Source organism: Nocardia sp. bgisy134 (assembly GCF_965341865.1).
Taxonomy (GTDB): Bacteria; Actinomycetota; Actinomycetes; order Mycobacteriales; family Mycobacteriaceae; genus Nocardia.
Genome location: NZ_CBDQZP010000007.1, coordinates 85,947 through 112,165, shown reverse-complemented (window position 1 = coordinate 112,165; position 26,219 = coordinate 85,947). Strand labels below are relative to the sequence as shown.

At 69.3% G+C, this 26,219-nt stretch carries 20 protein-coding genes; 15 read left to right on the top strand and 5 right to left on the bottom strand.

Annotation, left to right across the window (positions count from 1 at the left end; genetic code table 11):
• The first annotated feature begins 201 nt into the window (after positions 1 to 201).
• On the top strand, positions 202 to 948 hold the full coding sequence (locus ACRWNM_RS14700; protein ID WP_431967651.1) for a tyrosine-protein phosphatase: 747 nt from the start codon (positions 202 to 204) through the stop codon (positions 946 to 948).
• 9 nt (positions 949 to 957) lie between these two features.
• Here the strand turns inward: ACRWNM_RS14700 and ACRWNM_RS14695 are convergent, their stop codons facing one another.
• Both ACRWNM_RS14695 and ACRWNM_RS14690 read right to left on the bottom strand, forming a co-directional pair.
• Positions 958 to 2,178 carry a class I adenylate-forming enzyme family protein gene (locus tag ACRWNM_RS14695; RefSeq protein ID WP_431967649.1) on the bottom strand — a complete coding sequence of 407 codons (1,221 nt, stop codon included), beginning with the start codon at positions 2,176 to 2,178 and terminating at the stop codon, positions 958 to 960.
• 98 nt (positions 2,179 to 2,276) lie between these two features.
• Entirely contained in the window at positions 2,277 to 3,080 is an 804-nt protein-coding gene (locus ACRWNM_RS14690) for an enoyl-CoA hydratase/isomerase family protein (RefSeq protein WP_431967647.1), read from the bottom strand.
• Between the two features lie 38 nt (positions 3,081 to 3,118).
• Here ACRWNM_RS14690 and ACRWNM_RS14685 point away from each other — a divergent pair, with 38 nt between their 5' ends.
• The 4 genes from ACRWNM_RS14685 to ACRWNM_RS14670 all read left to right on the top strand — a co-directional run bounded on the left by ACRWNM_RS14685 (position 3,119) and on the right by ACRWNM_RS14670 (position 6,728).
• Complete coding sequence (locus tag ACRWNM_RS14685; protein WP_431967645.1) at positions 3,119 to 4,144, top strand: glutathione S-transferase family protein; 1,026 nt, start codon at positions 3,119 to 3,121, stop codon at positions 4,142 to 4,144.
• 129 nt (positions 4,145 to 4,273) lie between these two features.
• Positions 4,274 to 5,005, top strand: a complete 732-nt coding sequence (locus ACRWNM_RS14680; protein WP_431967643.1) for a hypothetical protein — start codon at positions 4,274 to 4,276, stop codon at positions 5,003 to 5,005.
• The gene (locus ACRWNM_RS14675; RefSeq protein ID WP_431967641.1) at positions 5,002 to 5,952 is read left to right on the top strand and encodes an ABC transporter ATP-binding protein; all 951 of its coding nucleotides are present in this window, start codon (positions 5,002 to 5,004) and stop codon (positions 5,950 to 5,952) included. The genes ACRWNM_RS14680 and ACRWNM_RS14675 overlap by 4 nt, the downstream gene beginning before the upstream one ends.
• Positions 5,949 to 6,728 (top strand): ABC transporter permease, encoded by a 780-nt coding sequence (locus tag ACRWNM_RS14670; RefSeq protein ID WP_431967639.1) that lies wholly within the window; start codon positions 5,949 to 5,951, stop codon positions 6,726 to 6,728. Before ACRWNM_RS14675 ends, ACRWNM_RS14670 begins: the two co-directional genes overlap by 4 nt.
• On the opposite strand, the gene ACRWNM_RS14665 is transcribed toward ACRWNM_RS14670, so the two are convergent.
• Positions 6,663 to 7,004 (bottom strand): hypothetical protein, encoded by a 342-nt coding sequence (locus ACRWNM_RS14665; RefSeq protein WP_431967637.1) that lies wholly within the window; start codon positions 7,002 to 7,004, stop codon positions 6,663 to 6,665. The genes ACRWNM_RS14670 and ACRWNM_RS14665 overlap by 66 nt on opposite strands.
• Positions 7,005 to 7,163: 159 nt before the next feature.
• Here ACRWNM_RS14665 and ACRWNM_RS14660 point away from each other — a divergent pair, with 159 nt between their 5' ends.
• The 4 genes from ACRWNM_RS14660 to ACRWNM_RS14645 all read left to right on the top strand — a co-directional run bounded on the left by ACRWNM_RS14660 (position 7,164) and on the right by ACRWNM_RS14645 (position 16,616).
• A complete protein-coding gene (locus ACRWNM_RS14660; RefSeq protein WP_431967635.1) occupies positions 7,164 to 10,898 on the top strand; it encodes an ABC transporter ATP-binding protein in 3,735 nt (1,244 codons plus the stop codon).
• A 106-nt stretch (positions 10,899 to 11,004) separates the two neighbouring features.
• Complete coding sequence (locus tag ACRWNM_RS14655) at positions 11,005 to 14,814, top strand: multifunctional oxoglutarate decarboxylase/oxoglutarate dehydrogenase thiamine pyrophosphate-binding subunit/dihydrolipoyllysine-residue succinyltransferase subunit (protein ID WP_431967633.1); 3,810 nt, start codon at positions 11,005 to 11,007, stop codon at positions 14,812 to 14,814.
• Positions 14,815 to 15,065: 251 nt separating this feature from the next.
• On the top strand, positions 15,066 to 15,647 hold the full coding sequence (locus ACRWNM_RS14650; protein WP_431967631.1) for a TerD family protein: 582 nt from the start codon (positions 15,066 to 15,068) through the stop codon (positions 15,645 to 15,647).
• A 9-nt stretch (positions 15,648 to 15,656) separates the two neighbouring features.
• Positions 15,657 to 16,616 carry an NAD-dependent epimerase/dehydratase family protein gene (locus ACRWNM_RS14645; protein ID WP_431967629.1) on the top strand — a complete coding sequence of 320 codons (960 nt, stop codon included), beginning with the start codon at positions 15,657 to 15,659 and terminating at the stop codon, positions 16,614 to 16,616.
• Here ACRWNM_RS14645 and ACRWNM_RS14640 read toward each other — a convergent pair.
• On the bottom strand, positions 16,564 to 17,208 hold the full coding sequence (locus tag ACRWNM_RS14640; protein WP_431967627.1) for a TetR/AcrR family transcriptional regulator: 645 nt from the start codon (positions 17,206 to 17,208) through the stop codon (positions 16,564 to 16,566). The two genes, ACRWNM_RS14645 and ACRWNM_RS14640, sit on opposite strands and share 53 nt — an antisense overlap.
• A gap of 61 nt (positions 17,209 to 17,269) precedes the next feature.
• Between ACRWNM_RS14640 and ACRWNM_RS14635 the strand changes: the two genes are divergently transcribed.
• The 4 genes from ACRWNM_RS14635 (at position 17,270) to ACRWNM_RS14620 (ending at position 22,507) form a co-directional block, all read left to right on the top strand.
• Positions 17,270 to 18,793, top strand: a complete 1,524-nt coding sequence (locus ACRWNM_RS14635; protein ID WP_431967625.1) for a flavin-containing monooxygenase — start codon at positions 17,270 to 17,272, stop codon at positions 18,791 to 18,793.
• A gap of 5 nt (positions 18,794 to 18,798) precedes the next feature.
• The gene (locus tag ACRWNM_RS14630; protein ID WP_431967623.1) at positions 18,799 to 19,629 is read left to right on the top strand and encodes an SDR family NAD(P)-dependent oxidoreductase; all 831 of its coding nucleotides are present in this window, start codon (positions 18,799 to 18,801) and stop codon (positions 19,627 to 19,629) included.
• A 6-nt stretch (positions 19,630 to 19,635) separates the two neighbouring features.
• Positions 19,636 to 20,553 (top strand): alpha/beta hydrolase, encoded by a 918-nt coding sequence (locus tag ACRWNM_RS14625; protein WP_431967621.1) that lies wholly within the window; start codon positions 19,636 to 19,638, stop codon positions 20,551 to 20,553.
• Between the two features lie 160 nt (positions 20,554 to 20,713).
• On the top strand, positions 20,714 to 22,507 hold the full coding sequence (locus ACRWNM_RS14620; RefSeq protein ID WP_431967619.1) for an AMP-dependent synthetase/ligase: 1,794 nt from the start codon (positions 20,714 to 20,716) through the stop codon (positions 22,505 to 22,507).
• A gap of 254 nt (positions 22,508 to 22,761) precedes the next feature.
• Here ACRWNM_RS14620 and ACRWNM_RS14615 read toward each other — a convergent pair whose 3' ends face one another.
• Complete coding sequence (locus tag ACRWNM_RS14615) at positions 22,762 to 23,625, bottom strand: alpha/beta fold hydrolase (protein WP_431967617.1); 864 nt, start codon at positions 23,623 to 23,625, stop codon at positions 22,762 to 22,764.
• Positions 23,626 to 23,709: 84 nt separating this feature from the next.
• Between ACRWNM_RS14615 and ACRWNM_RS14610 the strand changes: the two genes are divergently transcribed.
• Together ACRWNM_RS14610 and ACRWNM_RS14605 are read left to right on the top strand one after the other, a co-directional pair.
• On the top strand, positions 23,710 to 24,264 hold the full coding sequence (locus ACRWNM_RS14610) for a CGNR zinc finger domain-containing protein (RefSeq protein ID WP_431967615.1): 555 nt from the start codon (positions 23,710 to 23,712) through the stop codon (positions 24,262 to 24,264).
• An 88-nt stretch (positions 24,265 to 24,352) separates the two neighbouring features.
• Entirely contained in the window at positions 24,353 to 26,188 is a 1,836-nt protein-coding gene (locus ACRWNM_RS14605) for a molybdopterin-dependent oxidoreductase (RefSeq protein WP_431967613.1), read from the top strand.
• Positions 26,189 to 26,219: the final 31 nt, after the last annotated feature.

Below are 26,219 nucleotides of genomic sequence, written 5' to 3'. Positions count from 1 at the left end.
CCCGCCGATCGACGTTCTGGGGTGACTACCGGCCCCTCGCGGCCGAAAGACACACGTTTATCCACTTTACGGATCGCCATGCCGCACTCGCAGATCCTGTGACTAACCGCACAAACTCGCGATGTAACTGGTTCACCCCGTGTTCGGCGTTCGATCCGGGAACGACACCACCGCGATATGGGCGGCCGATAGCCTGGATCGGTGACTCTCCCGCCTCCCGCCGATCAGTTCTTCCTCTCCGGCACGTTCAACTTCCGCGACACCGGTGGTCTGCGCACCGCCGAGGGCGCCAAGGTGCGCCCCGGCGTGCTGCTGCGCTCGGCCCAGCTCAGCGGACTCGATGAGCGCGGCCACCACAGTCTGCGCGAACTGGGCGTGGCCGAGGTCTTCGATCTGCGCGGTATCCGGGAGATCGACCACATGGGGCACGACAACCTGCCCGACGGCGTGCGGCGCAGCGTCACGCCCTTCGACTCGCGGATGGGCGAGGCGCCCCCGCACGAAACGCGCACCGAGTCGGCGTTCGAGCACATGCTCGAGGTCTACCGCGAGTTCCCGGCGCTGCCGGAGGCGAACACGGCGATCACCGCCATCGCGCAATCCATCGTGGACGGCGACGGCGCGGTGCTGGTGCACTGCGCGGCGGGCAAGGACCGCACCGGCTGGGCCGTGGCGACGCTGCTGCGGGCGGTGGACGTGGTCGAGGAGGATGTGCTCGCCGACTTCATGATCAGCAACGAGGCCGTCGAGCCGCTGCGCGCACTGATCGAGCCCACCCTGCCGCCGGGCGCGCGCTTCTCCGAGGACCTGCTCGGCGTGCGCGAGGAGTACCTGGCGATGGCACTGGAATCGGTCCGGCAGTTGCACGGCGACTTCGACCGCTACCTCGAGGTCGTCGGGCTGACATCCGGGCTGCGCGCGCGTCTGCGCGACCGGATGCTGGAATAACCCATCGCCTCAGGCGATTTCGCTCCGGACCAGGCCGTGGTCGTCGATCGAGACCTGGTCACCGGTGTGGAACCAACTGCCCGTGAACCGATGCGCGGTGGTCTCCGGATCGTTCCAGTACCGACGCGTGACATTCGGTCCACGACAGAGCAATTCACCGTGACCCGCCGCGGCCCGCGGACCCCACAGCGCCAATTCGGTACCGCCGAAAGCGAATCCGAGTACGCGGCCCGCGTCGGCGGGCGCTTCGGTGTCGTCCACCGCGAGGCCGATGCCGCTGGTCTCGGTGGAGCCCCACACCGACCAGTGCCTGGCCGAGGGGAACGCCTCGCGCAGCGCGGCGGCGAGATCACCAGGTGTCCGCTCGGCGTGGTGGCCCGCACTGCTGACCCGGCTGATGCCCTCGGTGGGCACGCCGTCGGCGCGCAGCGCGGCCAGCTCGGGGAGCAGTCCGGCGAAGATGCGCGGCGTGCCCGACACCATGTCGACCCGTTCGGCCACAAGGGCTTCCGCGAGTCCGCGGCCGTCCGGTGCGAGCACCACGGTGCCGCCCACCGCGAAGGTGGGCAGCAACTGGTCGACGCACCCGCTGGCGTGCGCCAGCGGCGGCAGCACCAGATTGCGCACGCCGTCGGTGGGCAGATCCAGCGCGGCGACGACCGACCGGACCGCCGAGAGCAGGTTCTCGTTGGTCAGCTCGACGCCCTTGCGAGTGGCGCTGGTGTAACAGAGCAGCGCGAGATCGTTCAGCGCCGCACCGTCATCGATGAACGCGGCGCCGTCCGGCAGCTCGGCCTCGCCGCCGCGAGCGCCGCCGAGCACGAAATCCGCACTGCTGTCGGTGATCACCTGCGCGGCCACCCGCGCGGGCAGCCCGTCGGGCACCAGCACCGGCACCGCGCCGCTGAGCAGAGCGCCGAGGAACGCCTGCACCCAGCGGACGCCCGCCGGCATGTGGATGGCGACCCGGTCGCCGTACCCGACACCGTGTTCCTGCAGGCCGCCCGCGATACGGGAGGCCGAGTGCCACAGCTCCCGGTAGGTGAGCCGGGGCCCACCGAGCTCGACGACCGCCTCGCGCGACGCGAAGGCGTGCACCTGTAGATCGAGTAGCTCGGTGAGCGCCGGGGTGAGGTTGCCGTAGCGCAGCACGCCGTCGGCGCCGCGGGCCAGCGGGTTGCTGCACGCAGGCGAATGAGTGAGGGGGTATTCGACCAAGAGCTGCGACATGTGTCCTCCGCGCGGGTGCCTCTAGCTGCCAGGCACCTGCGACTATATGACGCCGATCACAATTTCGCCGGAATAGTCGATTTACCGTGTCCCCGCCGTCACTGGCCGGTGTACGTCGCCTTGCCCGGACCGACCTCGAGGAAGCTCCGCACGGCGCCGCGCAGATCGTCGGTGGCGAACAGCTCGCCGGACACCTCGGGAGTCACCGAATCGGCGTGCGCCACACCGCCGGAACGCCAGGCCGCGACGATCTGCTTGGTCGCCGCGTGCGCTTTGGTCGGCCCCTGCGCCAGCCGGTGCGCGAGTTCCCTTGCGGCGCTGTCGACGTCCTCGTGCACGGCGTTCACCACGCCCCAGTCGGCCATGGTCTTCGCGTCGTAGAGATCACCCGTCATGACGAACTCGCGGGCGCGGCCCGATCCGGCGCGCTCGGCCAGGCGCTGCGGGCCGCCCATCGACGGGGTCAGTCCGACAACGGTCTCCACCAGACCGAACTTCGCCTTCGGCGCGGCCAGGATGATGTCGCAGGCCAGCGCGATTTCGAAGGCGGCGGTCAGGGTGAGGCCGTGCGCGGCGAACAGCACCGGACACGGCAGCGCCTCCAGCGGGTGGATGATCTGCGCGAACAGCGAGCGCCACAGCTCGGCGCCCTCCTCGGTGGTCAATCCGTCGAATACGTGCACGTCGACGCCACCAGAGACCACCTTGCCCTCGGCGCGCAGCAGCAGCGCGCGCGGCGGGTTCGCGGTCAGTGCGGCGATGTCGTCGACCAGCGCGTCGAACATGGCCTGATCGAAAAGGTTCAGCGGCGGGTTGGCCAGCGTCAGGACGGCTACCTCGGCGCCGCCGTCGGTGGTTTCGCGTTCCAGCCGAGTCGCCTTCGTTTCACTACGTTCGGTCATTGCGTCAGCCTAAGACCTGAATCTGCCAGACTGGCGAGGTGACCAAGGCGGCATCGGAAAGCGGTTCCTACGTCGAACCGGGCGAGTTCAAGCGGGACACCCGTTACATCACCACCCGCATCACGGCCGACGGGCGCGACGGCTACCCGGTGGCGCCCGGCCGATACCGGCTGGTCGCGGCCCGCGCGTGCCCATGGGCCAACCGCACCCTCATCGTGCGCAGGCTGCTCGGTCTGGAGGACGTGCTCTCGCTCGGCCTGTGCGGCCCCACCCACGACAAGCTGAGCTGGACTTTCGATCTCGATCCCGGCGGCGTGGACCCGGTGCTCGGCATCCCGCGGCTGCGCGACGCCTATCTGGCTCGTTTCCCCGACTATCCGCGCGGCATCACGGTCCCCGCCGTGGTCGACATTCCGACCGGCGAGGTGGTGACCAACGACTACGCCAAGATGACGCTGGACTTCTCCACCGAATGGACCGAATTCCACCGGCCGGGCGCGCCCGCGTTGTACCCGGAGCCGCTGCGCGCCGAGATCGACGAGATCAACGACGTCGTCTTCCGCGATGTGAACAACGGCGTCTACCGCTGCGGCTTCGCGGGCGCCCAGGACGCCTACGACGCCGCCTACGACCGGCTCTTCGCCCGCCTGGACTGGCTCTCGGATCGGCTTGCCGGACAACGCTTCCTGGTCGGCGACACGATCACCGAGGCCGATGTGCGGCTGTTCACCACGCTGGTCCGCTTCGACGCCGTCTACCACGGTCATTTCAAGTGCAACCGGCAGAAGCTGAGCGAGATGCCGGTGCTGTGGGCCTACGCCCGCGACCTCTACCAGACCCCAGGCTTCGGCGACACCATCGATTTCGAGCAGATCAAGACCCACTACTACGTGGTGCACACCGACATCAATCCGACGAAGGTGGTGCCCAAAGGTCCCGACCTGAGCAACTGGCTGACCGCGCACGGACGCGAGGAGCTGGGCGGCCGCCCGTTCGGCGACGGCACTCCGCCGCCACCGCCGCCGCTCTCGGAGCGGGTGCCCGCGCTGCGCGGACCGGCGTAACCCGGTCGTTTCGGTCGGCAGGCCCCGGGAACCCGGGAGATGATCCGGTTCGTTGTCGTGTTGGTCCGACGACGGCTCGGTGCCATAGAGTTCTGCCAGCGAAGGCAGAGGACTTAAGGGGTGTTGCCGATGAGGCACGGCGCGTTCGAGAAGACCGTGATCGCCTTGCTCGAGAACGGATCGAAGCTGCAGGCGCCCGCGGTCGAGAAGTACATCGATCGAGTCCGGCGCGCCCATCCCGATGAGACCCCGGCCCAGATCATCGACCGGATCGAGCGGCAGTACCTGCTCGCGGTGACCGGCAGCGGCACAGCGGCGGGCGCGACCGCGGCCATGCCCGGCGTGGGCACGGTCGCCTCGCTGGCGACCATCACCGCGGAGACGGCGTTCTTCCTGGAGGCCTCGGCGCTGTACACGCTGGCGATCGCCGCCGTGCACGGCATCGCGCCGGAGGCCAAGGAACAGCGCAGGGCGCTGGTGCTCGCGGTGGTGCTCGGCGACACCGGCATGGAGATCGTGGAGCGCTCGGTCGGGCAGTCGGCCAAGAACTGGGGCACGCTGCTCGCCAACCGAATTCCCGGCCTGTCCAGCATGAACGACTCGCTGATGAAGCGGTTCCTCGTGCGGTTCCTCACCAAACGCTTGGCGCTGATGGCGGGCAAGGTGATCCCGATGGGCATCGGCGCGGTGATCGGCGGCGTCGGTAACCGTACCCTCGGCAAGACCACGGTCCTCAACGCGCAGAAGGCATTCGGGCCCGCGCCCGCCTTCTGGCCGCTCAACCGGCAGCTGGTCGTCGACGCCGATCCGCTGCCCGCGCTCGACGCCACCCCGCCGCACTTCCCCGCCGGACCGAAATGACCGCAGCCAAGCCCGCTCTGGTCGTGCGCGGCCTGAGCAAGCGGTACGAGCTGGGTCCGGCCGTGGAGAACGTGAACTTCAGCGTCCCGGTGGGCGGCACCGCCGCGCTGGTCGGTCCGGCGGGCGCGGGCAAGACCACGATTCTGCGGATTCTGCTCGGGCTGCTCGAACCTTCTTCGGGGAGCGCGGAGATCGGCCTGTCCCCGGTGGGCGGGATGCTCACGCCGCGCGGACTGCATCCGGCGCGCGCCGCCCGCGATCACCTGCTGGTGTACGCGGCAGCGGCCGGGGTGCCGGACGCGCGGGTCGACCCGGTGCTCGAGTCGGTCGGGCTGGACGCGGCCGCGCGCGTCAAGACGGGTGCGCTCACCGTCGGCCAGCAGACCCGGCTGGCGCTGGCCACCGCGCTGCTCACCGATCCGAGGGTGCTGATCCTCGACGAGCCCACCGAGGGACTCGACGCCGCCGAACGCGGCTGGCTGCACGATTTCCTGCGCAGGCACACGCGCCGCGGCGGCACGGTGGTGCTGTCCAGCGCGAGCCTGGCCGCGGTGGTGGCGATGGCCGATCAGCTGATCGTGCTGAGCGAGGGCGCGGTCGTCTACCAGGGCACTCCGGCGAAACTGCGCCGCCATCACCCCGACCGGCTCGTCGTCGCCGCATCCACTCCGGTGGCGCTCGCCACGATGCTCGCCGCACGCGGCTACACCGACGCGGTGATCCGCCCCGACGGGCGGCTCGCGGTGGCCGAGGCGAGCGAAGCGGAGATCGTCGACGCGGCCAAGGCCGCCGGGGTCCGGCTGGACAGCGTCACGCCGGATCCGATCCACCCCGACCGCGTGCTCGCCTCGCTGACGAAACCGAGCAGAACCGCGGCGCCGATGTTCCCGGCGCCGGGCACGCACGCACCCCATCCGCAGCCGACGCCCTACGGGATTCCGCGATGATCACTCTGCCCCCGGACCTCGTCCCGCCGGTGAACTCCGAGGTGCGCAAGGTCTACACGCTGCGCTGGTGCCTGGCGCTCGGCGTGCTGCTGCCCGCGATCGCGCTGGTCGCCTCCACGGTGACCTCGGTGATGGCCGGGCCCGCGGACCCGGATTCCGCGCTGGCCACCGGTGCCGCGACGATCGGGCTGTATCTGGCGCTCACCGCGACGATCCTGGCCGCCGCGGTCTTCGGCGCGGCGGGCGCGGGCGGCGAGTTCCGTTATCGGACGATGCCGGTGACCTCGCAGTTCACCGCCGACCGTGATCGGCTGGCAGCGGCCAAACTGCTGGTCACCGGTGGGTACACGCTCGCTGTCGCGGTACTGGTCGAGCTCGTCGCGTTCGGCTGCCTGCTGGCCTTCGGCCGCGGCAAGTTCGAGTTCGGCACGCGACTGCTGACGGTGTTCGGCACCGGCCTGCTCGCGGCGGTCTGCTGGTCGCTGCTCGGCGCCGGACTCGGGCTGCTGCTACGCCAATCGACCGGCGCTGTCGCGCTGATCCTCGGCTGGCTGCTCGTCATCGAGCCGCTGATCTGGTTGGTGGCCAACGGCATCGGGCTCGGCGGCGTGGTCACCTTGCTGCCCGGGTCGGCGACCGTCGCCACGGTGGCGGCCGACTCCTTCCCGGACAGCGACATCCTCGCCCCGGCCCCGGCCGCCTTCGTCGTGCTACTGCTGTGGACGATCGGAATCGCCGGCGCGGGCTGGTGGCAACTGCGCAGCCGCGACATGTGATCCGCGGCCGTCACCGGCGGGCGTGATCCCGCGCCCGCCCCGCAGCATCCGGAGAACCTCCGCGACGCCGTGCTCGATCTGGTTCAGCCGCGAATCCATACCGTCCAGCCGCGAATCCACCATGTCGAGCCGCGCCTCGATCTTGCAGAATCGCTTGTCGACCTTGCGGAATCCGTGGCGTACCTGGCGTTGCAGTTCGCCGACCTGTTCGTAGACGTCGTCGACGTCGTGTCGGAGCTGGTGAAAGCGACGTGTGAAATCCCCCTGCGTTGTCATGGCGGCGAGATTAGAACCGCGGCGAAGGACGCGCCAAGCGCCGCGGACAGACTCCGGGAACAAGCGGTGTGTCGCCGCGCGTCATTACCTTCGAAGGCGTACCTCCGGCCGTGCGCAGGCTGACGAGGGAGTTCAAGGAGCGGACGGTGAACAGCGCAATTGACTGAGCGGAGCACGACGGGGCGGGGTTGGATACGGCGGCTGTGGGACGAGAGCAGGTCGCATCCCGGCACCATCGCGGGCGTCCTGGCCGCGGTGTTGGCGGGCGCGCTGGTGGAGGTGACCGCACCGCTGCTCACCAAGCGCGCGGTCGACGCGGCCGGCGTCGGCGACACCGGGGTGATCGGGGTGATCGCGGCCCTGCTCGCGCTGCTCGCCGCCGGACGGTTCGGCGCCGCGTTCGGCAGGCGGCTGCTCGCGGGCAGGCTCTCGCTCGACGTCCAGCACGGCCTGCGGGTGCGGTTGCTCGGTTCGCTGCAACGACTGGACGGCGCGGGTCAGGACGCGCTGCGCACGGGACAGGTGGTCTCCCGGTCGATCACGGACCTCCAGTTGGTTCAGGGGCTGCTCGCGATGGTGCCGCTCTCCGGGATGGCGCTGTTGCAGTTCCTGCTCGCCGCAGGCGTGATGCTGTGGCTCTCGCCGCCGCTGGCGGTGGTCGCCCTGCTGGTGGTGCCAGGCATCGCCGCGGTGGTGTACCGGATGCGGCCGCGGCTGTTCGCGGCGACCTGGTCGGCCCAGCAGCGGGCCGCCGACCTGGCCCAGCACGTCGAGGAGACGGTCACCGGGGTGCGGGTGGTGAAGGGCTTCGGGCAGGAAGCCCGAATGGTCGACGTGCTGGAAGGACACGGCCGCAAGCTCTACGCCGAACGCATGCGCGCCGCGCGGGTGGATGCCCGCTTCGCGCCGGTGGTGGCCGCGATTCCGCAGGCCGGGCTGGTCGGGGTGATCGCTTTCGGCGGGTGGCTCGCGCTCGAGGGCTCGATCGGGCTCGGTACTTTCCTCGCCTTCGCCGCCTACGTGGCCACCATGACCTCGGCCACCCGCGCCATGTCCTCGGTGGTCATCCTGGCGCAACTCACCCGGGCCGCCGCCGAACGCGTCTTCCAGGTCATCGACACCGCGCCGGTGATCGCCGACCCGCCCGCACCCGCCGCGCTGCCGGACGGCCCACTGGGCGTCGAGATCGACTCGCTCACTTTCGGATTCGACCCCGGCTTGTCGATCCTGCGCGATCTCGACCTGACCGTGCGCCCTGGCGAGACGGTCGCGATCATCGGCCCGGCGGGTTCGGGCAAGACGACCCTGTCGCTGCTGCTGCCGCGCTTCTACGCGCCCGACGCCGGACGCATCCGGCTCTTCGGAGCCGGACCCGCCGAGTCACCGGTGGACATCGCCGACGTCGCCGCCGCCGACCTGCGCGCCGCCGTCGGCGTGGTGTTCGACGACCCGTTCCTGTTCTCCGACACGATCGCCGCCAACATCGCGCTCGGCCGGACGGACGCCACCGACGCCGAGATCAGGCAGGCCGCCAAGCTGGCCGCCGCCGACGAGTTCATCGGCGAACTGCCGGATGGATACGACACCGTCGTCGGAGAGCGCGGCCTCACCCTTTCCGGCGGCCAGCGCCAGCGCATCGCGCTGGCCAGGGTGCTGCTCGCCCGCCCGCGCGTCCTGGTCCTCGACGACGCCACCTCGGCGGTGGACGCGGTCACCGAAGCCGCCATCTTCGACACGCTGCCCGACCGAGGCGGCCGCACCACGATCATCCTGGCGCACCGCGAATCGACGCTCGCCCACGCCGACCGGGTGATCCGCCTGCCCGCGCCGGCCCAGCCGCCACCCGCGACGGACGAACCCGGCGAATCGGCCCGCGCACCCCGGGTCGCGGGCCGGATGGGCGGCGGCTTCGGCGCGGCGGCCGACTTGGCCGAAACCCCCGAGTTGCGCCGGACCATCGAGCTGTTGCCGCCCGCCACCGAAGAACCCGGCCTGGACGACCGCGAGTTGCGCGAGCCCGATCCCGGTTTCCGTTTGGCGCGACTGCTGCGCCCGGTCCGCCTCCTGGTGCTGACCGTGGTGAGCCTGCTCGCACTGGACGCGCTCGTCGGCGTCGCCTTCCCCGCGCTGGTGCGCTACGCCATCGACACCGGCGTGAGCGCCGGGCAGCCCGACGCGCTGCGGATCGCGGGGGCGCTCGGCGTCGCGCTGGTCGCGGCCGGTTTCGCGGTCGGCGCCACGACTATCGTGCTCACCTCGCGCACCGGCGAGCGCGTCCTCTACGGCCTGCGCGTGCGCAGCTACGCGCATCTCCAGCGGCTCGGCCTCGACTACTACGAGCGGGAACTGTCCGGCCGGATCATGACCAGGATGACCACCGACGTGGACGCGCTGTCCAGCTTCCTGCAGACGGGCGTGGCCACCACCCTCATCGGCGCGCTCACCCTGCTCGGCATCGTGGTGGCGCTGCTGGTCATCGACGTCTCGCTGGCCGTGGTCGCGCTGCTGGCGCTGCCGCCGCTGGTCGTGACGACGGTGTTGTTCCGGCGCGTCTCCTCCACCGCGTACACCGTGTCACGGGAACGCGTCTCCACGGTGAACGCCGATTTCCAGGAGAACGTCACCGGCCTGCGCGCGGTGCAGGCCAACCGGCACGAACCCCGCGCCGCGCGGCGGTTCGCCGAATACTCCGAGCGCTATCGCAATGCCAGGATGCGGGCGCAGCGGGCGATCGCTCTGTACTTCGCCTTCGTCATCGCCTGGGCCGATCTGGCGCTGGCCGCGGTGGTGTTCGTCGGCGCACGCGAGGTCGCGGTGGGTGCGACGACGGCAGGCACGCTGGTCGCTTTCGTGCTCTACCTGGAACTGATGTTCGGGCCGATCACGCAGCTGTCCCAGGTCTTCGACGGCTACCAGCAGGCCAGGGTCGGTCTGCGCCGGATCGGCGAGCTGCTGCGCACCCCGTCGTCGATCGCGGCGGATCCGCCGGACGCCGTGGCGATCACCGACGGTCTGCGCGGCGAGGTCGCGCTCGATCACGTGCACTTCCGTTATCCGGGGACCGAGAACCCGGCGCTGCACGATATCGACCTGCGCATTCCGGCCGGGTCCACGCTGGCGCTGGTCGGGCCGACGGGCGCGGGCAAGTCGACGATCGTCAAGCTGCTGGCCCGCCTCTACGACCTGCCGCGTTCGACTCTCGACGCGGGCACGGAATCCGCCGCCGCCTCCGCCGCCGCGCCGAGCGATGCCGGGCTCACCGAAGAGAGGTCGCGAGGGGCGATCGTCGTCGACAGCGTGGACATCCGCGAATACCGCCTCGCCGACTACCGTTCCCGGCTCGGCATCGTCCCCCAAGAAGCTCACCTCTTCACCGGCGACGTCGCCAGCAACATTGCATTCGGACAACCTTCCGCAACAGAGGCGGAGATCCGCGCCGCGGCCGCGGCTGTTGGCGCGACCGACATGATCGCCGCGCTGCCCCTCGGACTGCGGCAACCGGTCGGCGAACGCGGGCGCGGGCTGTCGGCGGGACAGCGGCAGTTGATCGCGCTGGCCCGGGCCGAACTGGTCGGTCCCGACTTGTTGCTGCTCGACGAGGCCACCGCGACGCTTGACCCGGAGACCGAGGCGTCCGTGCTGGTAGCGAGCAGATCGCTGACCCGAGGACGCACCACGGTGGTCGTCGCGCATCGTCTCGGCACGGCCGCGCGGGCCGATCGGATCGCGGTCGTCGAGCGCGGCCGGATCACGGAATTCGGCACCCACGCGGACCTGCTCGCGGCCGGCCGAACTTATACCCGACTCTGGACGGCGGCCCGCGAGACCGGAGGAATATTCTCGGACCCGGACGAGTCTGCACAGAAGAGTTTGGGTCTGTCCGGTGGTGGGTAGCTTCGTCGATTTGCTGCTGGGCATATCCTCGACAGAGGGTCCATCGGCGCGCATCCGCTGATCCCCATGCCGGGCACGTCACAAACGTCGCAGCGCGAAGAACGAAATGAGGCGAACACCTGCTGTGAGCAGCTCAACTTCCCAGTTCGGACAGAACCAGTGGCTAGTCGACGAGATGTATCTGAAGTACAAAGAGGATCCATCGTCGGTCGATGAGAGTTGGCACGAGTTCCTCGCCGACTACACCCCCGAAGCGAGCGGCGAAGCCACCAACTCGCAGTCCGCCGCGCCGACCTCGAACGCCGCCCCGGCTCCCGCGACGCCCGCCCCGGCTCCCGCGCCTGCCCCGGCCGCGAAGCCCGCCCCGGCCGCCGCCAAGCCCGCGCCCGCACCGGCTCCCGCTCCGGCCGCCAAGCCCGCGGCTCCGGCCGCCAAGCCCGCGGCTCCGGCCAAGGCCACCGCGCGCGCCCCTCAGACCACTCCGGCGCCGACCTCGAACGCGGCGCCGACCTCCGGCGGCCCCAAGCCCGCCGAGGCGGCCGACGAGGCGAAGGTGCTGCGTGGCGCCGCCGCCGCGGTCGCCAAGAACATGGCCGCCTCGCTGGCCATCCCGACCGCGACCTCGGTGCGCGCCATCCCGGCCAAGCTGATGATCGACAACCGTCTGGTCATCAACAACCACCTGGCCCGCACCCGCGGCGGCAAGATCTCCTTCACCCACCTGCTCGGCTACGCCATCGTGCAGGCGGTCAAGGCGTTCCCGAACCTGAACCGGCACTTCGCCGAGATCGACGGCAAGCCGAACGCGGTCACCCCCGCGCACACCAACCTCGGCCTGGCCATCGACCTGCCGGGCAAGGACGGCAACCGCTCGCTGGTCGTCGCGGCCATCAAGGGCACCGAGGAGATGACCTTCGGGCAGTTCCACACCGCCTACGAGGACATCGTGCGGCGCGCCCGCGAGGGCAAGCTGACCGCCGAGGACTTCTCCGGCGTCACCATCTCGCTGACCAACCCGGGCACCATCGGCACCGTGCACTCGGTGCCCCGCCTGATGAACGGTCAGGGGGCGATCATCGGCGCGGGCGCCATGGAGTACCCGGCCGAGTTCCAGGGCATGAGCGACGAGCGCGTCGCCGACCTCGGCGTCGGCAAGCTGATGACGCTGACCTCCACCTACGACCACCGCATCATCCAGGGCGCGGAGTCCGGCGACTTCCTGCGCACCATCCACCAACTGCTGATCTCCGACGAGTTCTACGACGAGATCTTCCACGGCCTCGGCGTGCCGTACGAGCCGGTGCGCTGGCGCAAGGACATCAAGGAGCGCGGCGTCGACAAGAGCTCGCGCGTGCTCGAGCTGATCGCGGCCTACCGCAACCGCGGCCACCTGATGGCCGACACCGACCCGCTGCGCCTGATCAAAGACAAGTTCCGCAGCCACCCGGACCTCGACGTCACCCAGCACGGCCTCACGCTGTGGGACCTGGACCGCGAGTTCGCCGTCGCGGGCTTCCACAGCGAAGAGCGGATGAAGCTGCGCGACGTGCTCTCGGTGCTGCGCGACGCCTACTGCCGCCACATCGGCGTGGAGTACATGCACATCCTGGAAACCGACCAGCTGCAGTGGATCCAGGAGCGTGTCGAGCAGAAGCACGTCAAGCCGACTGTCGCCCAGCAGAAGTACATCCTGAACCGGCTGAACGCGGCCGAGGCCTTCGAGACCTTCCTGCAGACCAAGTACGTCGGCCAGAAGCGCTTCTCGCTGGAAGGCGCCGAAGCGGTCATTTCGATGATGGACGCGGTCATCGACCAGAGCGCCGAGCACTCGCTCGACGAGGTCGTCATCGGCATGCCGCACCGCGGCCGCCTCAACGTGCTCGCCAACATCGTCGGCAAGCCGTACTCGAAGATCTTCACCGAGTTCGAGGGCAATATGAACCCGGCGGCCACGCATGGCTCCGGCGACGTGAAGTACCACCTCGGCGCGCGCGGCACCTACCTGCAGATGTTCGGCGACAACGAGATCGAGGTCTCGCTGACCGCCAACCCGTCGCACCTGGAGGCGGTCGACCCGGTGCTCGAGGGTCTGGTCCGCGCCAAGCAGGACCTGCTCGACAAGGGCGACGGCCCCGAGGGCTTCTCCGTCATGCCGCTGATGCTGCACGGTGACGCCGCGTTCGCGGGCCAGGGCGTGGTCGCCGAGACGCTGAACCTCTCGGGTCTGCGCGGCTACCGGGTCGGCGGCACCATCCACATCGTGGTGAACAACCAGATCGGCTTCACCACCTCGCCGGAGAACAGCCGCTCCACCGAATACTCCACCGACATCGCCAAGTTCATCGGCGCGCCGATCTTCCACGTGAACGGCGACGACCCGGAGGCCTGCGACTGGGTGGCGCGTCTGGCGGTCGACTTCCGCCAGAAGTTCCGCAAGGACGTGGTCATCGACCTGATCTGCTACCGCCGTCGCGGCCACAACGAGGGCGACGACCCGTCGATGACCCAGCCGTACATGTACGACGTCATCGACACCAAGCGCTCGGTGCGCAAGAGCTACACCGAGAGCCTGATCGGCCGTGGCGACATCTCCATCAAAGAGGCCGAGGACGCGCTGCGCGACTACCAGGGCCAGCTGGAGCGCGTGTTCAACGAGGTCCGCGAACTGGAGAAGTTCCCGCCCGGGCCGAGCGAGTCGGTCGAGGACGACCAGAAGGTGCCCGCGACCGTGCAGACCGCGGTCGACAAGGCCGTGCTGCAGCGCATCGGCGACGCGTTCCTCAACGTCCCCGACGGCTTCAACGTGCACCCGCGCGTCAAGCCGGTGCTGGAGAAGCGCCGCGAGATGGCCTACGAGGGCAAGGTCGACTGGGCCTTCGCCGAGCTGATGGCCTTCGGCACGCTGATCGACGAGGGCCGCGCGGTGCGCCTGACCGGTCAGGACTCGCGCCGCGGCACCTTCACCCAGCGGCATTCGGTGATCATCGACCGCAAGACCGCCGAGGAATACACCCCGCTGCACAACATCGGCAGCGAGAAGCCCGGCTGGTTCGCGGTGCACGACTCGGCGCTGAGCGAATTCGCCGCCGTCGGTTTCGAATACGGCTACTCGCTGGGCAACCCGAACGCGCTGGTGCTCTGGGAGGCGCAGTTCGGCGACTTCGTCAACGGCGCGCAGTCCATCATCGACGAGTTCATCTCCTCCGGTGAGGCCAAGTGGGGCCAGCTCTCCGACGTGGTGCTGCTGCTGCCGCACGGCCACGAGGGCCAGGGCCCCGACCACACCTCGGGCCGCATCGAGCGCTTCCTGCAGCTGTGCGCGGAGGGCTCGATGACCGTCGCGGTGCCGTCCACCCCGGCGAACTACTTCCACCTGCTGCGCCGCCACGCGCACGACGGCATCCGTCGTCCGCTGATCGTCTTCACCCCGAAGTCGATGCTGCGCAACAAGGCCGTGGTGTCGGACCTCAAGGACTTCACCGAGTCCAAGTTCCACTCCGTGTTCGACGAGCCCACCTACGAGCAGGGCGTCGGCGATCGCGCCAAGGTGAAGCGAGTGCTGATGACCAGCGGCAAGCTCTACTACGAGCTGGTCGCCGAGAAGACGAAGCAGAAGCGCGAGGACATCGCCATCGTGCGGATCGAGCAGCTCTACCCGCTGCCCAAGTTCCGCCTGAACGAGGCGCTCGAGGGGTACCCGAACGCGACCGACATCGCGTGGGTTCAGGAGGAGCCGGCCAACCAGGGCGCCTGGCCCTTCTTCGGCCTCAACCTCCCCGAGCTGCTCCCGGAGCGTCTCGGCAAACTCCGCCGCATCTCCCGCCGCGCCATGTCGGCCCCGTCCTCGGGTTCGTCCAAGGTGCACGCCGTCGAGCAGGCGGAGATCGTCGGGGAGGCGTTCGCGCCCACCAGCTAACCTCTAGCTGCCTCGCACGCCGGGTGCGAAACCGCTGGTCCCCCAGCCGGTTTCGCCCCGGCGTTCGCCGTTTCCCGGCCACTCGGCGGCCGGAGTTCCGCACCTGCGCTCCGCCTCGTCCGTGCCGGACCAGTAGCGCGGCCCGACGAACAGGACCGCGGATGACCGGGACACGTGGTCGGACGAAATGGCGCTCTGGCACCGGAGCGGATGTGGCGATGCAGACACGCGTCAGCTCCTAGGGTGGTGGCGTGGCGCGAGGGGCGCGCCGTGGAAGGGATCGGTGCGAAGTGGTTCCGAATTCGGGTGGGGATTCCCTGGCTGTCGTACAGATGGCTGCCGGATGGGATCCGGCGGCCAAGCGGCGGTGGTTGCCGGGGAAAACGAAGGACATCGACTTGAACGCGTCGGCGCTGCTCTTCGCGGGGGACGCGATCGTCGACGTGGTGTACCACGAGCAGCTGACCTCGCAGGACGGGTCGGTCCGCCTCCTCGGCGACAACACGACCGGCGAGGGTGACGGCGACGACGAGATCATCACGCTCGACCTGACCAGGATCTCCCCGCAGGTCACCACCGTGTTCTTCCTGGTGACCTGCTACACCGGCCAGACGTTCGAGAAGATCGAGAACGCCTTCTGCCGCGTCGTCGACGGCATGACGAAGACCGAGATCGCCCGCTACGACCTCAGCAAGATCCACGCGCACACCGGTTTTCTCGCGGGCAAACTCGTTCGCGCGCACCAGGGTTGGGAGTTCCGTTCGATCGACGAGGAGATCCAGGCCGAACACCCCGTCGAGGCGGTGCCGCAGCTGGCGCCGTTCCTGGCCTGAGGGGGCGGCGTGCGGATTCTGGTCACGGGCGCCAACGGCTACCTGGGCAGCGCCGTCACCGCGCGGCTGCGCCGGGACGGACATCAGGTCGTCGCGCTCGTCCGTCGCGAAAGTGTCCGCGCGCCAACGGAAGCGGCAATCCGGGTAGCGGATCTTCTAGAGCCCGAATCGCTTACGGTCGCGGTCCGCGGCGTCGACGCCGTCTGTCATCTGGCCGGGCTCACCCGCGCCAGGGACTCCGTCGCCGACCCGCTGCCGTATTTCCAGGTCAACGTCGGCGGCACCGTGGCACTGCTGGACGCTATGGCGCAGGCGGGCATCGAGAAGCTGGTCTTCGCGTCGACCGCGGCGATCTACGCCACCGATGTCCAGCCGATGACCGAGGACGTCCCCGACGCGCCGCCGCACCCCTACGCCGCGAGCAAGCAGGCGGCGGAATCCGCCATCGCCGCGCAAGCCGCGTCGGGCCGCCTGGCCGCGACCGTCCTGCGCCTGTCCAACCTGGTCGGCGGCGCCGACACCGACGACACACGCATCCTTTCTCGGCTGCGGGCGGTGGCGACCGGGGCGAGCGATCGGCTGCGCGTGTACGGCGACGGCAGCGCGACGCGCGACTACCTGCACATCGAGGACGCGGCCCGAGCCGTCGCCGCGGCGATCGCGCACCTGCCCGGCCTCGGCGTCTGCCGCCGGTACAACATCGGCAGCGAAATCGGTACCAGCGTGGCCGAATTGGTGGCTCTCACGTCCCGCATCACCAGCCGCGCCATCCCGGTCGAACATCTCCCCGCCGCCCAGGAGCCGCCGACACTGGTGTGCGACAGTTCCCGCGCCGCAAAAGAACTCGGCTGGCGGCCGACCTGGGACATCGAAGCGATAGTGCGCGAGATGTGGACCGGCCGAATCGCCTCCCCACTCACCCCTGCAATGCCGCCGCGAGCTCCGGGTTCAGGGCAAGGGCCAGCGTGAGCAGGGATTCCACCAGCAAGTCGATCAGTTCCTCGCGGGTGATCGGCTCGGTGCGCAGCCAGGTGAGGGTGGTCTCCTCCACGAAGGCGACCCACCCGCGCATGCCGAGCATGAGCCGCGGGTTCGCGGCGGGGTCGACGGAAGTCGGCGCCTCGGCGAGGATGATGCCGATGATTGCGTCGCGGGTCTGGTCGACCAGCGGCACCAGGTCGGGGCTGACGCTGGTCGGGCCACGCAAGAGCGCCAGGTAGGACGTGCGGTTCTCGCTGACGTAGTCGACGTAGCGCTCGATCGAATCGCGCAGCATGTCGAAGATGCTCAGCGACCGGTCCGGCGCCACCCGCTCCAGCAGTTCGGCGTTGGCGTGCCGGACGACCTCGCGCTGGAAGTCCTGCTTGGTCGGGAAGTAGTGGAACAGCAGGCCGCGTGAGATCCCCGCCTGGGCCGCGATCTCGCTGACCGAGAGTTCCTCGATCGTGCGTTCACCGAGCATCTTGGCGCCGAGCGCGAGCAGCTGCTGGCGGCGTTCATCCGGGCTCAGCCGGGTCCGCTTGCCGTTTGCACCGGAGCTTTTGCTGGTCACGGCACTCATGTTACTGAACGCGGTTCAATTGCTGTTGACTGCTGCTCAATAAGACCGTAGTCTCCCTTACATGAGTCGCAAGGTTACAGACAAAGCTGTCGGCGACCGGTCCGTCCGCCATGCCAAGACGATCATCATCGGCAGCGGTTTCGCCGGTCTGGGTCTCGCCATCCGGCTGAGTCAGCAGGGTCGCAACGACTACCTGGTCCTGGAGCGCGGCGGCGATGTCGGCGGAACCTGGCGGGACAACACCTACCCCGGCGCCGCGTGCGACGTGCCCTCGCACCTGTACTCGTATTCCTTTGCGCTCAACCCGAATTGGTCGCGCTCGTTCTCCCGGCAGGGCGAGATCCAGTCCTACATCCAGGGCGTGGCGAAGAAGTACAACGTGCTGGACAAGCACATCTTCGACTGCGACGTGACCGGCGCCCGCTGGAACGACGACACCGCGCGGTGGGAAATCACCTCCAGCAAGGGCGATTTCACCGCCGACACGGTCGTCTCCGCGGTCGGCGCGCTGTGCGAGCCGAACCAGCCGGACATCAAAGGCATCAACACCTTCGAGGGCGAGATCTTCCACTCGGCCCGCTGGAACCACGACGCCGACCTGAACGGCAAGCGGGTCGCCATCATCGGCACCGGCGCCTCGGCCATCCAGATCATCCCGTCCATCGCGCCGCGGGTCGCCAAGCTGGACGTCTACCAGCGGACCGCGCCGTGGCTGCTGCCCCGCATGGACCGCCCGTACCTGAAGGCCGAGCAGCTCGCGTTCAAGTACCTGCCCGGCGTGCAGCGGCTGTCCCGCGCGGCCATCTACGCCGCCCGGGAGACCCAGGTCGTCGGCCTGGCCAAGTTCCCCGCGCTGATGCAGGGCTTCCAGCTGCTGGCCAAGGCCAAGCTGCAGTACGAGGTGCGTGACCCGGAGCTACGCAAGAAGGTCACCCCGGACTTCCGCATCGGCTGCAAGCGCATGCTCATCTCCAACGAGTACTACCCCGCGCTGAGCCGCGACAATGTGGACGTGGTCACCGACGGCATCGCCGAGATCCGCGCGGGCTCGATCGTCACCAAGGACGGCACCGAGCGCGAGATCGACGCGCTGATCGTGGCCACCGGCTTCCACGTCACCGACTCGCCCACCTACGAGACCATCACCGGCCTCGACGGCCGCACGCTGAGCGAGGTCTTCGACGAGATCGGCCAGCAGGGCTACAAGGGTTCGGCGGTCGCCAACTTCCCCAATATGTTCTTCCTGCTCGGCCCGAACGTCGGTCTCGGCCACACGTCGATGGTGTTCATGATCGAATCCCAGATCAACTACATCTCCGACGCGCTCACCACCGTCGACCGTCTCGGCCTGCGCAGCGTCGAGGTGCGCCGCGAAGTGCAGGACGCCTACAACAAGGACCTGCAGGCCAAGCTGAGCAAGACGGTGTGGAACACCGGCGGCTGCGCGAGCTGGTACTTGGACAAGCACGGCAACAATACGACGCTGTGGCCCGATTTCACCTTCCAATTCCGTAGGCTGACAAAGAATTTCGACGTCTCCGCCTACGCGACGACAACCGCGCCCGGCGAACTGAAAGTGGTGTGATCCCCGTGAGCAACGACGCTTACTTCAAGAACAAGGTCTGTGTCATCACCGGAGCGGGCTCCGGCATCGGCCGCGCGCTGGCCGAGAACCTGGCCGCGCGCGGCGCCGAGCTCGCGCTCTCCGACATCGACACCGACGGCCTCGCCGAGACCGTCCGTCGCTGCGAACAGCTCGGGGCGAAGGTCAAGTCCGATCGGATCGACGTGGCAGAGCGCGAGGCGGTGCTGCTCTACGCCGACGCGGTGAAGGCGCACTTCGGTGTGGTGCACCAGGTCTACAACAACGCGGGCATCGCGTTCCACGGCGAGGTCATCCGCTCGGAGTTCAAGGACATCGAGCGGATCATGGATGTCGACTTCTGGGGCGTCGTCAACGGAACTAAGGCGTTCCTGCCGATGCTCATCGAGTCGGGCGACGGCCACGTGGTCAATGTGTCCAGCCTGTTCGGCCTGATCGCCGTGCCGGGCCAGAGCGCATACAACGCAGCCAAGTTCGCGGTGCGCGGCTTCACCGAATCGCTGCGCCAGGAGATGCTGGTCGGCAAGCACCCGGTCAAGGTGACCTGCGTGCACCCGGGCGGCATCAAGACCGCGGTGGCCCGCAACGCCACCTACGCCGAGGGCATCGACGGCAAGTCGGCCGCGTCCATGTTCGACAAGAAACTGGCCATCCACACCCCGGAGATGGCCGCGCAGACCATCACCGAAGGCGTGCGCAAGGGCCACGGCCGGGTGCTGATCGGCTGGGAGGCGAAGCTGCTCGACGTGTTCGTGCGGGTCACGGCCTCCGGCTACCAGCGCATCGCCGCCGCGGTCAACCGGCCCTTCCTCCCCTGAACGACCATGCGTGAATTCGACATTCCGCTGCCCGTCGGCCGCGTGCTGCTGAAGCCGGTGTTCCGGTTGATGCTCAACGCTCGACTGCCGTTCACGGTGCAGCGCAAGCTGATGGATCTCGGCGCGCCGCTGCAACCGATGCCCTCCGGCGTCACGGTGCGCAAGACGCGACTCGGCGCTCGTCCGGCCGAACTGCACATCGCGGACTCGACCAACCCCACCACCGCCGTGCTCTACCTGCACGGCGGTGGCTACGCGGTCGGGTCGATGGCCACCCACCGCTCGCTCGCGGCGCGGCTGGCCCGCGACACCGGCAGCGCGGTGTACGTCGTCGACTATCGGATGGCGCCGGAGCACCCGTTCCCCTCGGGTCTGGACGACGCCGTCGCCGCGTTCCTGGAACTGGTGTCCGAGAAGGGCTTCCGGCCCGATCAGATCGCCGTCGCGGGCGACTCGGCGGGCGGCGGCCTGAGCTTGGCCACTGCGCAGCGGCTGATCGCCGAGCACGGGATCACCCCTGCGGCGCTCGGCCTGATCGCACCGTGGAGCGATCCCAACGAGATCCCCGATCGCGACAGCGACACGGTGATCAACAAGCCGTGGTCGCGCGCCTGCGCCGCCGCCTACCTCGGCGAGGGCGACGGGAACGATCCCGGCTACGCGCCGCTGCGCGGGGTCCTGCACGGACTGCCGCCGACCTATGTCCAGGTCGACGTCAGCGAGCTGCTGCACGCCCAGTGCGTCGCACTGGTCGCGGCGCTGCGCGGCGCGGGAGTGCACGTGCAGTTCACCGAGAGCCGGGGCCTATGGCACGTCGCCCAGTTGCAGGCCGGATTGTTCCGCCCCGCCGCGGTGGCGCTGCGCGAACTCTCCGATTTCCTGCGCGATGCCGTCCAGCCGGTGCGCGCGAGCGACCTAGGATGAGTGCGTACCTCCGCCTGCGCTCCGGCCGTGCAGAAAGATGGCAAACGAGTCCGGATCGGGCGGCCGATTACCGAGCGGCGAGATTTTCGGTAGTCGATCGCACGGACCGGCACAAGGTGTCGTAGATTACTGGCGAGTAAACCCACGTGGAAGGGCACTGATGCGAGAGTTCGAAGTCCCGGCTTCCTACACCATCCCGGATGACGCGAACAATTCCGACAACGTCTTCCGCCACGCCGAGCAGGCGCCGAACGCGGTGCTGTTCAACGTGCCGAACGGCAGCGGCGGTTGGCGGGACGTCACGGCGGCGGAGTTCGCCGAAACCGTCACGGGCGTGGCCAAGGGCATCATCGCCTCCGGCATCGAACTCGGCGACCGCGTCGCCATCATGGCCCCCACCCGCTACGAGTGGGCTGTGCTCGACTTCGCCATCTGGGCGGCGGGCGCCTGCACCGTCGCCATCTACGACAGCTCCGCCGCCGAGCAGGCCAAGTGGATCCTGCAGGACTCTGCGACCAAGCTGCTCGTCGTCGAAAACGACAAGCACCGCGCCACGATCGACGAGATCGAGGCGGGCTCGCTGCCCGAGCTGAAGGAAACCATCCAGATCGACAAGGGCGCCATCGACGAGCTGCTCGCCCGCGGCGCCGAGCTGGACGATCAGGCCGTGCACGACCGCCGCGCGCAGGTCGGCGCCGCCTCGCCCGCCACCCTGATCTACACCTCGGGCACCACGGGCCGCCCCAAGGGCGTCATGCTCAGCCACGCGAACCTCTACGCGGAGTCGAAGTCCGACCGGATCGCGCTGAGCAAGTACGTCACCGAGGGCAAGAAGACCCTGATGTTCCTGCCGCTGGCGCACGTGTTCGCGCGCGCGGTGGCGCTGGCGGCCTTCGACGCCAAGGTGATCGTCGCGCACACCTCCGACTGGTCCACCCTGGTCGACCAGTTCGGCAGCTACAAGCCGCACTTCATCCTCTCGGTACCGCGCGTGTTCGAGAAGGTGTTCAACGCGTCGAAGCAGAAGGCGCACGACGGCGGCAAGGGCAAGATCTTCGACGCCGCTGCCGACACCGCCATCGCCTACAGCGAGGCGCTGGACAACGGCGGCCCCGGCCTCGTGCTCAAGCTCAAGCACACGGTGTTCGACAAGCTGGTCTACAGCAAGCTGCGGGTCGCGCTCGGCGGTCAGTGCGAGGCGGCCGTCTCCGGCGGCGGCCCGCTCGGCGCGCGCCTCGGCCACTTCTTCCGCGGCGTCGGCGTGACCATCTACGAGGGCTACGGCCTCACCGAGACCACCGCGGCCATCACCGTGAACACCCCGGAGAAGATTCGAGTCGGTTCGGTCGGCCGCCCGATCGAGGGCCACGCCGTCAAGATCGCCGAGGACGGCGAGCTGCTGCTGCGCGGCTCGGTCGTGTTCGGCGGCTACTGGGGCAACGCGGAAGCCACCGAGGACGCCTTCGACGACGGCTGGTTCAAGACCGGCGACCTCGGCGCCATCGACGCCGACGGCTTCGTCACCATCACCGGCCGCAAGAAGGAAATCATCGTCACCGCGGGCGGCAAGAACGTCTCGCCCGCGCTGCTCGAGGACTCGCTGCGGTCGCACCCGCTGATCAGCCAGGTGATGGTGGTCGGCGACGGTCAGCCGTTCGTCGGCGCGCTGATCACCCTCGACCCGGAGGCGCTGCCCGGCTGGAAGGAACGCAAAGGGCTGCCCGCCGAGACCGCGATCGAGAAGCTCATCGAGCACGCCGACCTGGTCGCCGAGATCGATGCCGCCATCGCCGACACCAACAAGAAGGTCTCGCACGCCGAGCAGATCAAGAAGATCCGCATCCTCGCGGTCGACTGGACCCAGGAGGGCGGCGAGCTCACCCCGAAGATGTCGCTCAAGCGCGCCGTCGTGATGAAGCAGTACGCCTCCGAGGTGGAGAAGATCTACAGCTAGTAGCTGGTCGAAAGGCGCTGTCCGCGGGTTCGTTTCGCGGGCAGCGCCTTTCGCGTTTCTGCGGATTCTCGCCCGGCTGCGCCATTCGCGTATCAGGTCCTGGACGCAGCCTGCGCACGCGGTCGGGGCTCCGACGAGTGGCGGCTCGGTAGAGAGCGGTCGCGCCTGTCCGCACCATTCGCGTGCCAGGTCCTGCGCGCAGCTTGCACGCGCACCTGCGGCTTCCTCTTACGGCGGCTCGGTTCGCAGCCGGCTCAGAGCCGGTCGAGGAACTTCGCGATGAGCGGAGCAATCTCCGGCAGGTGGGTTTCCAGGGCGAAGTGGCCGGTGTCGAAGAGGTGCAGTTCGGCGTCGGGGACGTCGGCGAGGTAGGCGTGGGCGCCCGGCTCGGGGAAGAACGGGTCTTCGGCGCCCCACACGACGAGCGTGGGCGGGGTGTGCTCGCGCAGCCACCGCTGCCATTCCGGGTAGGCGTCGACGTTCGACTGGTAGTCGAAGGCCAGCGCGACCTGCGCCTCCTTGCGGCCGGGCAGCTCGAGGAAGTGCTGATCGAGCAGCCAGCTCTCGGGCGCGAGCACCGACGGATCGGGCACGCCGTGCTCGTACTGGCCGCGGGTGCCCTCGAGGGTGAGCAGTCCGCGGATGGTGTCCTCGGCGCCCTCCTGTTCCGGACGCAGCGCGACGAATTCCTTGGCGCCCTCGGAAAGTCCGGCCTCGTAGGCGTTGCCGTTCTGCACCACCAACCCGGCGATCCATTCGGGGTGGCGCAGGGCCAGCCGAAAGCCGATCGGGGCGCCGAAGTCGAAGACGTACATCGCGAACCGGCGCAGATCGAGGGCCTGGACGAAACCCTCCACCACATCGGCGAGGCGATCGAAGCTGTACTCGAAATCGGCGGGGGCGCTGGTGCGTCCGAAGCCAGGGTAGTCGGGGGCGATCAGCCGGTAGTGGCCGCCGAGCGCCTGCAGCAGCGCACGGAACTGGTGTGAACCCGAGGGAAAACCGTGCAGCAGCAACAGGATCGGCGCGTCGGGGCGCGCCGGGATCGATTCGCGGTAGAAGACCTCGACGCCGTCGACCTCGACGGTGCGGTGCTGAACGCGGGGCAGCTCGAACATTTCACATGCCTTATCTACGTGGTGATGCATTAGTTCTAGCGCATCGTCTTCTAATGTGTCAACTCGGAGATGTACCATTAGAAGGTGACCGATACGACCCCGCTGATCGGCGAGCCCTTGGCGCTGGACCTGGTCAACACCCGACCGCTCGGCACGGATCTGCTCGCCACCACCGAACAGTTGGCGGACTGGCTCGCCCGCCAATCCGACCGCCACCCCGAGCTGGCGCTGGACCGACCCGCCCCCGCTGACCTGGCCGCCGTGCACGACGTGCGCGACCACATCGCCGCCGCCCTCGACGCGGTGCTGCACGGCCAACCCCCGCCCGCCGCGGCGCTGCGCGCGCTCACCACGGCGCAGGCCGCCGCCCCTGCCGTCCGCCGCCTGCACTGGGACGGCGCCGCCGTCGTCGCCACCCCGCACCGCGACGGCCCGTCCGCCACATGCCTGTCGGCCGTCCTCGCCGAAGCCGCGGCCGACCTGCTCACCGACCCTGCCCTCGCCAAACTCAAACGCTGCGAGGCCGACGACTGCGTGCTCCTCTTCCTGCCCGCCCACCCCAAACGCCGCTGGTGCTCCCCCGAACGCTGCGGCAACCGGGTCCGCGTGGCGCGCTACTACCGGAAGCACAAGGAGTAAGCGGACGCGAGAGGGAATCGACGGGAGAGAAATGGTGGTTTGCACTTCGGGGCGGGCGCGGGCCGGGTGGGCGCAGTAGGCTCGCGACATGGCCGTACTGCGGTGGCGGGTGGGGGCTGGAATCGTGTCCGCCGGGCTGGCGCTCGGGGTGGCGCAGCTGCTTGCCGCGTTCATCCGGTCCGAGAGCGCGCCGATCTACGTGCTCGGTGCGGCGGTCATCGACCACACCCCCGACGGCCTGCGCGAATGGGCGATCAGCACGTTCGGCACGGCCGACAAGACGGTGCTGTTCCTCTGCATGGCTGTCGTCGCGGTCTTCGTCGCGGGTCTCGCGGGCGCCCTCGAACGCGTCGACCGCGCGACGGGCTCCACCCTGCTCGTCTTCTTCGGCTTGCTCGCCGCGTTCCTGGCCGCCGAACGCTACGGCGTCCTCGCCGCGATTCCCACCGTAATCGGCGTCGCCGCAGGGATATACGCGCTCCGCGTACTGACCGAGCAGATCACCGAAGCGTTTCCCGGCACAGCATCCGAACAGCCGCCACCGAACACGCCGCCTTCCGATCACACGACTCCCGCCACGGCATCGGCACAGGTTCACCCCGCCGACTCCCCTGTTGCACCGGAAACCCCTGGCGCGCAGCCTCACTCGGGTGCGGACGCAAGTAGTCGCGCCGATCGAGTGCAGGCGGATGGTTCGACGCATCCCGAAGCCGACACCGCTGCGCGCGCCGACACTGCCATCGAGCCGCGGACCGGCGCCGACGCGACCGCGGAATCATCCCGAAGCGCCGCCGACCTGCGGACCGAAGTGGATGCGGGGACGGGTTCGACCGGCTCAGGGGGGATCGCGGCGGGCCCGCAGCGGCGAGATCTGTTGCGGGGCATGGCGATCACGGGCGGCGTGGCCTTGCTGGCCGGCGCAGGTGGGCGGCTGTGGGGTGCGCGGCGCGGGGACGTCTCGGGCGAGCGCGCGGCGGTCACGCTGCCGCAGCCGACCGAGCCCGCGATCTCGTTGCTGCCCGATGCCGATCTGCGGGTGCCGGGGCTGACGCCGTATCTCACTGCCAACGACGACTTCTACCGGATCGATACCGCGCTCTTCCTGCCGCAGGTCTCGATCGACGACTGGTCGCTGCGCATCCACGGCATGGTGGATCGCGAGATCACCATCGGCTGGGCCGATCTCGCGCGGCGGCCAGTGGTGGAACGGCTCGTGACGCTGGCCTGCGTGTCGAATCCCGTGGGCGGCGATCTCATCGGCAACGCGCTGTGGCGCGGCTACCGTCTCGTCGAGCTGCTCGCCGAGGCCGGACCGCATCCCGACGCCGATATGGTGCTCTCCCGCAGCAAGGACGGCTGGACGTCGGGAACCCCGCTGGCCGTTCTCACCGACGGCCGCGACGCCCTGCTCGCGGTGGGCATGAACGGCGAACCGCTGCCGGTGGCGCACGGTTATCCGGCCCGGCTGGTGGTGCCCGGCCTGTACGGCTATGTCTCGGCCACCAAATGGGTGACCGAACTGGAGGTCACCCGGTTCGACCGCGCCACCGCCTACTGGACCCGGCGCGGTTGGTCGGCCCTCGGCCCGATCAAGACCGGCACCCGCATCGACACCCCGCGCGGCCGGGTCCGCAGACCACCCGGCCGCATCCCCGTCGCGGGCGTGGCCTGGGCCCAGCACCGCGGCATCACCGCCGTCGAGGTGCAGATCGACGACGGCGACTGGCGTCCGGCCCGCCTGTCCACCGAACAGTCCATCGACACCTGGCGCCAATGGGTCTACGACTGGGACGCCACCCCCGGCACCCACACCCTCCGCGCCCGCGCCACCGACGGCACCGGCGAAACCCAAACCGCCGAACGCCGCGACGTCATCCCCGACGGCGCCACCGGCCACCCCACCCTCACCATCCAAATCGGCTGACGCCGGGCACGACGCCCGGGATATTCATCGA

Bases quoted from the DNA above. Each gene is read 5' to 3' on its own strand.
- ACRWNM_RS14695 (WP_431967649.1), bottom strand. From the start codon at position 2,178: ATGTCGCAGCTCTTGGTCGAATACCCCCTCACTCATTCGCCTGCGTGC.
- ACRWNM_RS14605 (WP_431967613.1), top strand. From the start codon at position 24,353: ATGGCCGTACTGCGGTGGCGGGTGGGGGCTGGAATCGTGTCCGCCGGG.
- ACRWNM_RS14665 (WP_431967637.1), bottom strand. From the start codon at position 7,004: ATGACAACGCAGGGGGATTTCACACGTCGCTTTCACCAGCTCCGACAC.
- ACRWNM_RS14640 (WP_431967627.1), bottom strand. From the start codon at position 17,208: ATGAGTGCCGTGACCAGCAAAAGCTCCGGTGCAAACGGCAAGCGGACC.
- ACRWNM_RS14680 (WP_431967643.1), top strand. From the start codon at position 4,274: ATGAGGCACGGCGCGTTCGAGAAGACCGTGATCGCCTTGCTCGAGAAC.
- ACRWNM_RS14635 (WP_431967625.1), top strand. From the start codon at position 17,270: ATGAGTCGCAAGGTTACAGACAAAGCTGTCGGCGACCGGTCCGTCCGC.
- ACRWNM_RS14655 (WP_431967633.1), top strand. From the start codon at position 11,005: ATGAGGCGAACACCTGCTGTGAGCAGCTCAACTTCCCAGTTCGGACAG.
- ACRWNM_RS14625 (WP_431967621.1), top strand. From the start codon at position 19,636: ATGCGTGAATTCGACATTCCGCTGCCCGTCGGCCGCGTGCTGCTGAAG.
- ACRWNM_RS14670 (WP_431967639.1), top strand. From the start codon at position 5,949: ATGATCACTCTGCCCCCGGACCTCGTCCCGCCGGTGAACTCCGAGGTG.
- ACRWNM_RS14675 (WP_431967641.1), top strand. From the start codon at position 5,002: ATGACCGCAGCCAAGCCCGCTCTGGTCGTGCGCGGCCTGAGCAAGCGG.
- ACRWNM_RS14690 (WP_431967647.1), bottom strand. From the start codon at position 3,080: ATGACCGAACGTAGTGAAACGAAGGCGACTCGGCTGGAACGCGAAACC.
- ACRWNM_RS14615 (WP_431967617.1), bottom strand. From the start codon at position 23,625: ATGTTCGAGCTGCCCCGCGTTCAGCACCGCACCGTCGAGGTCGACGGC.
- ACRWNM_RS14620 (WP_431967619.1), top strand. From the start codon at position 20,714: ATGCGAGAGTTCGAAGTCCCGGCTTCCTACACCATCCCGGATGACGCG.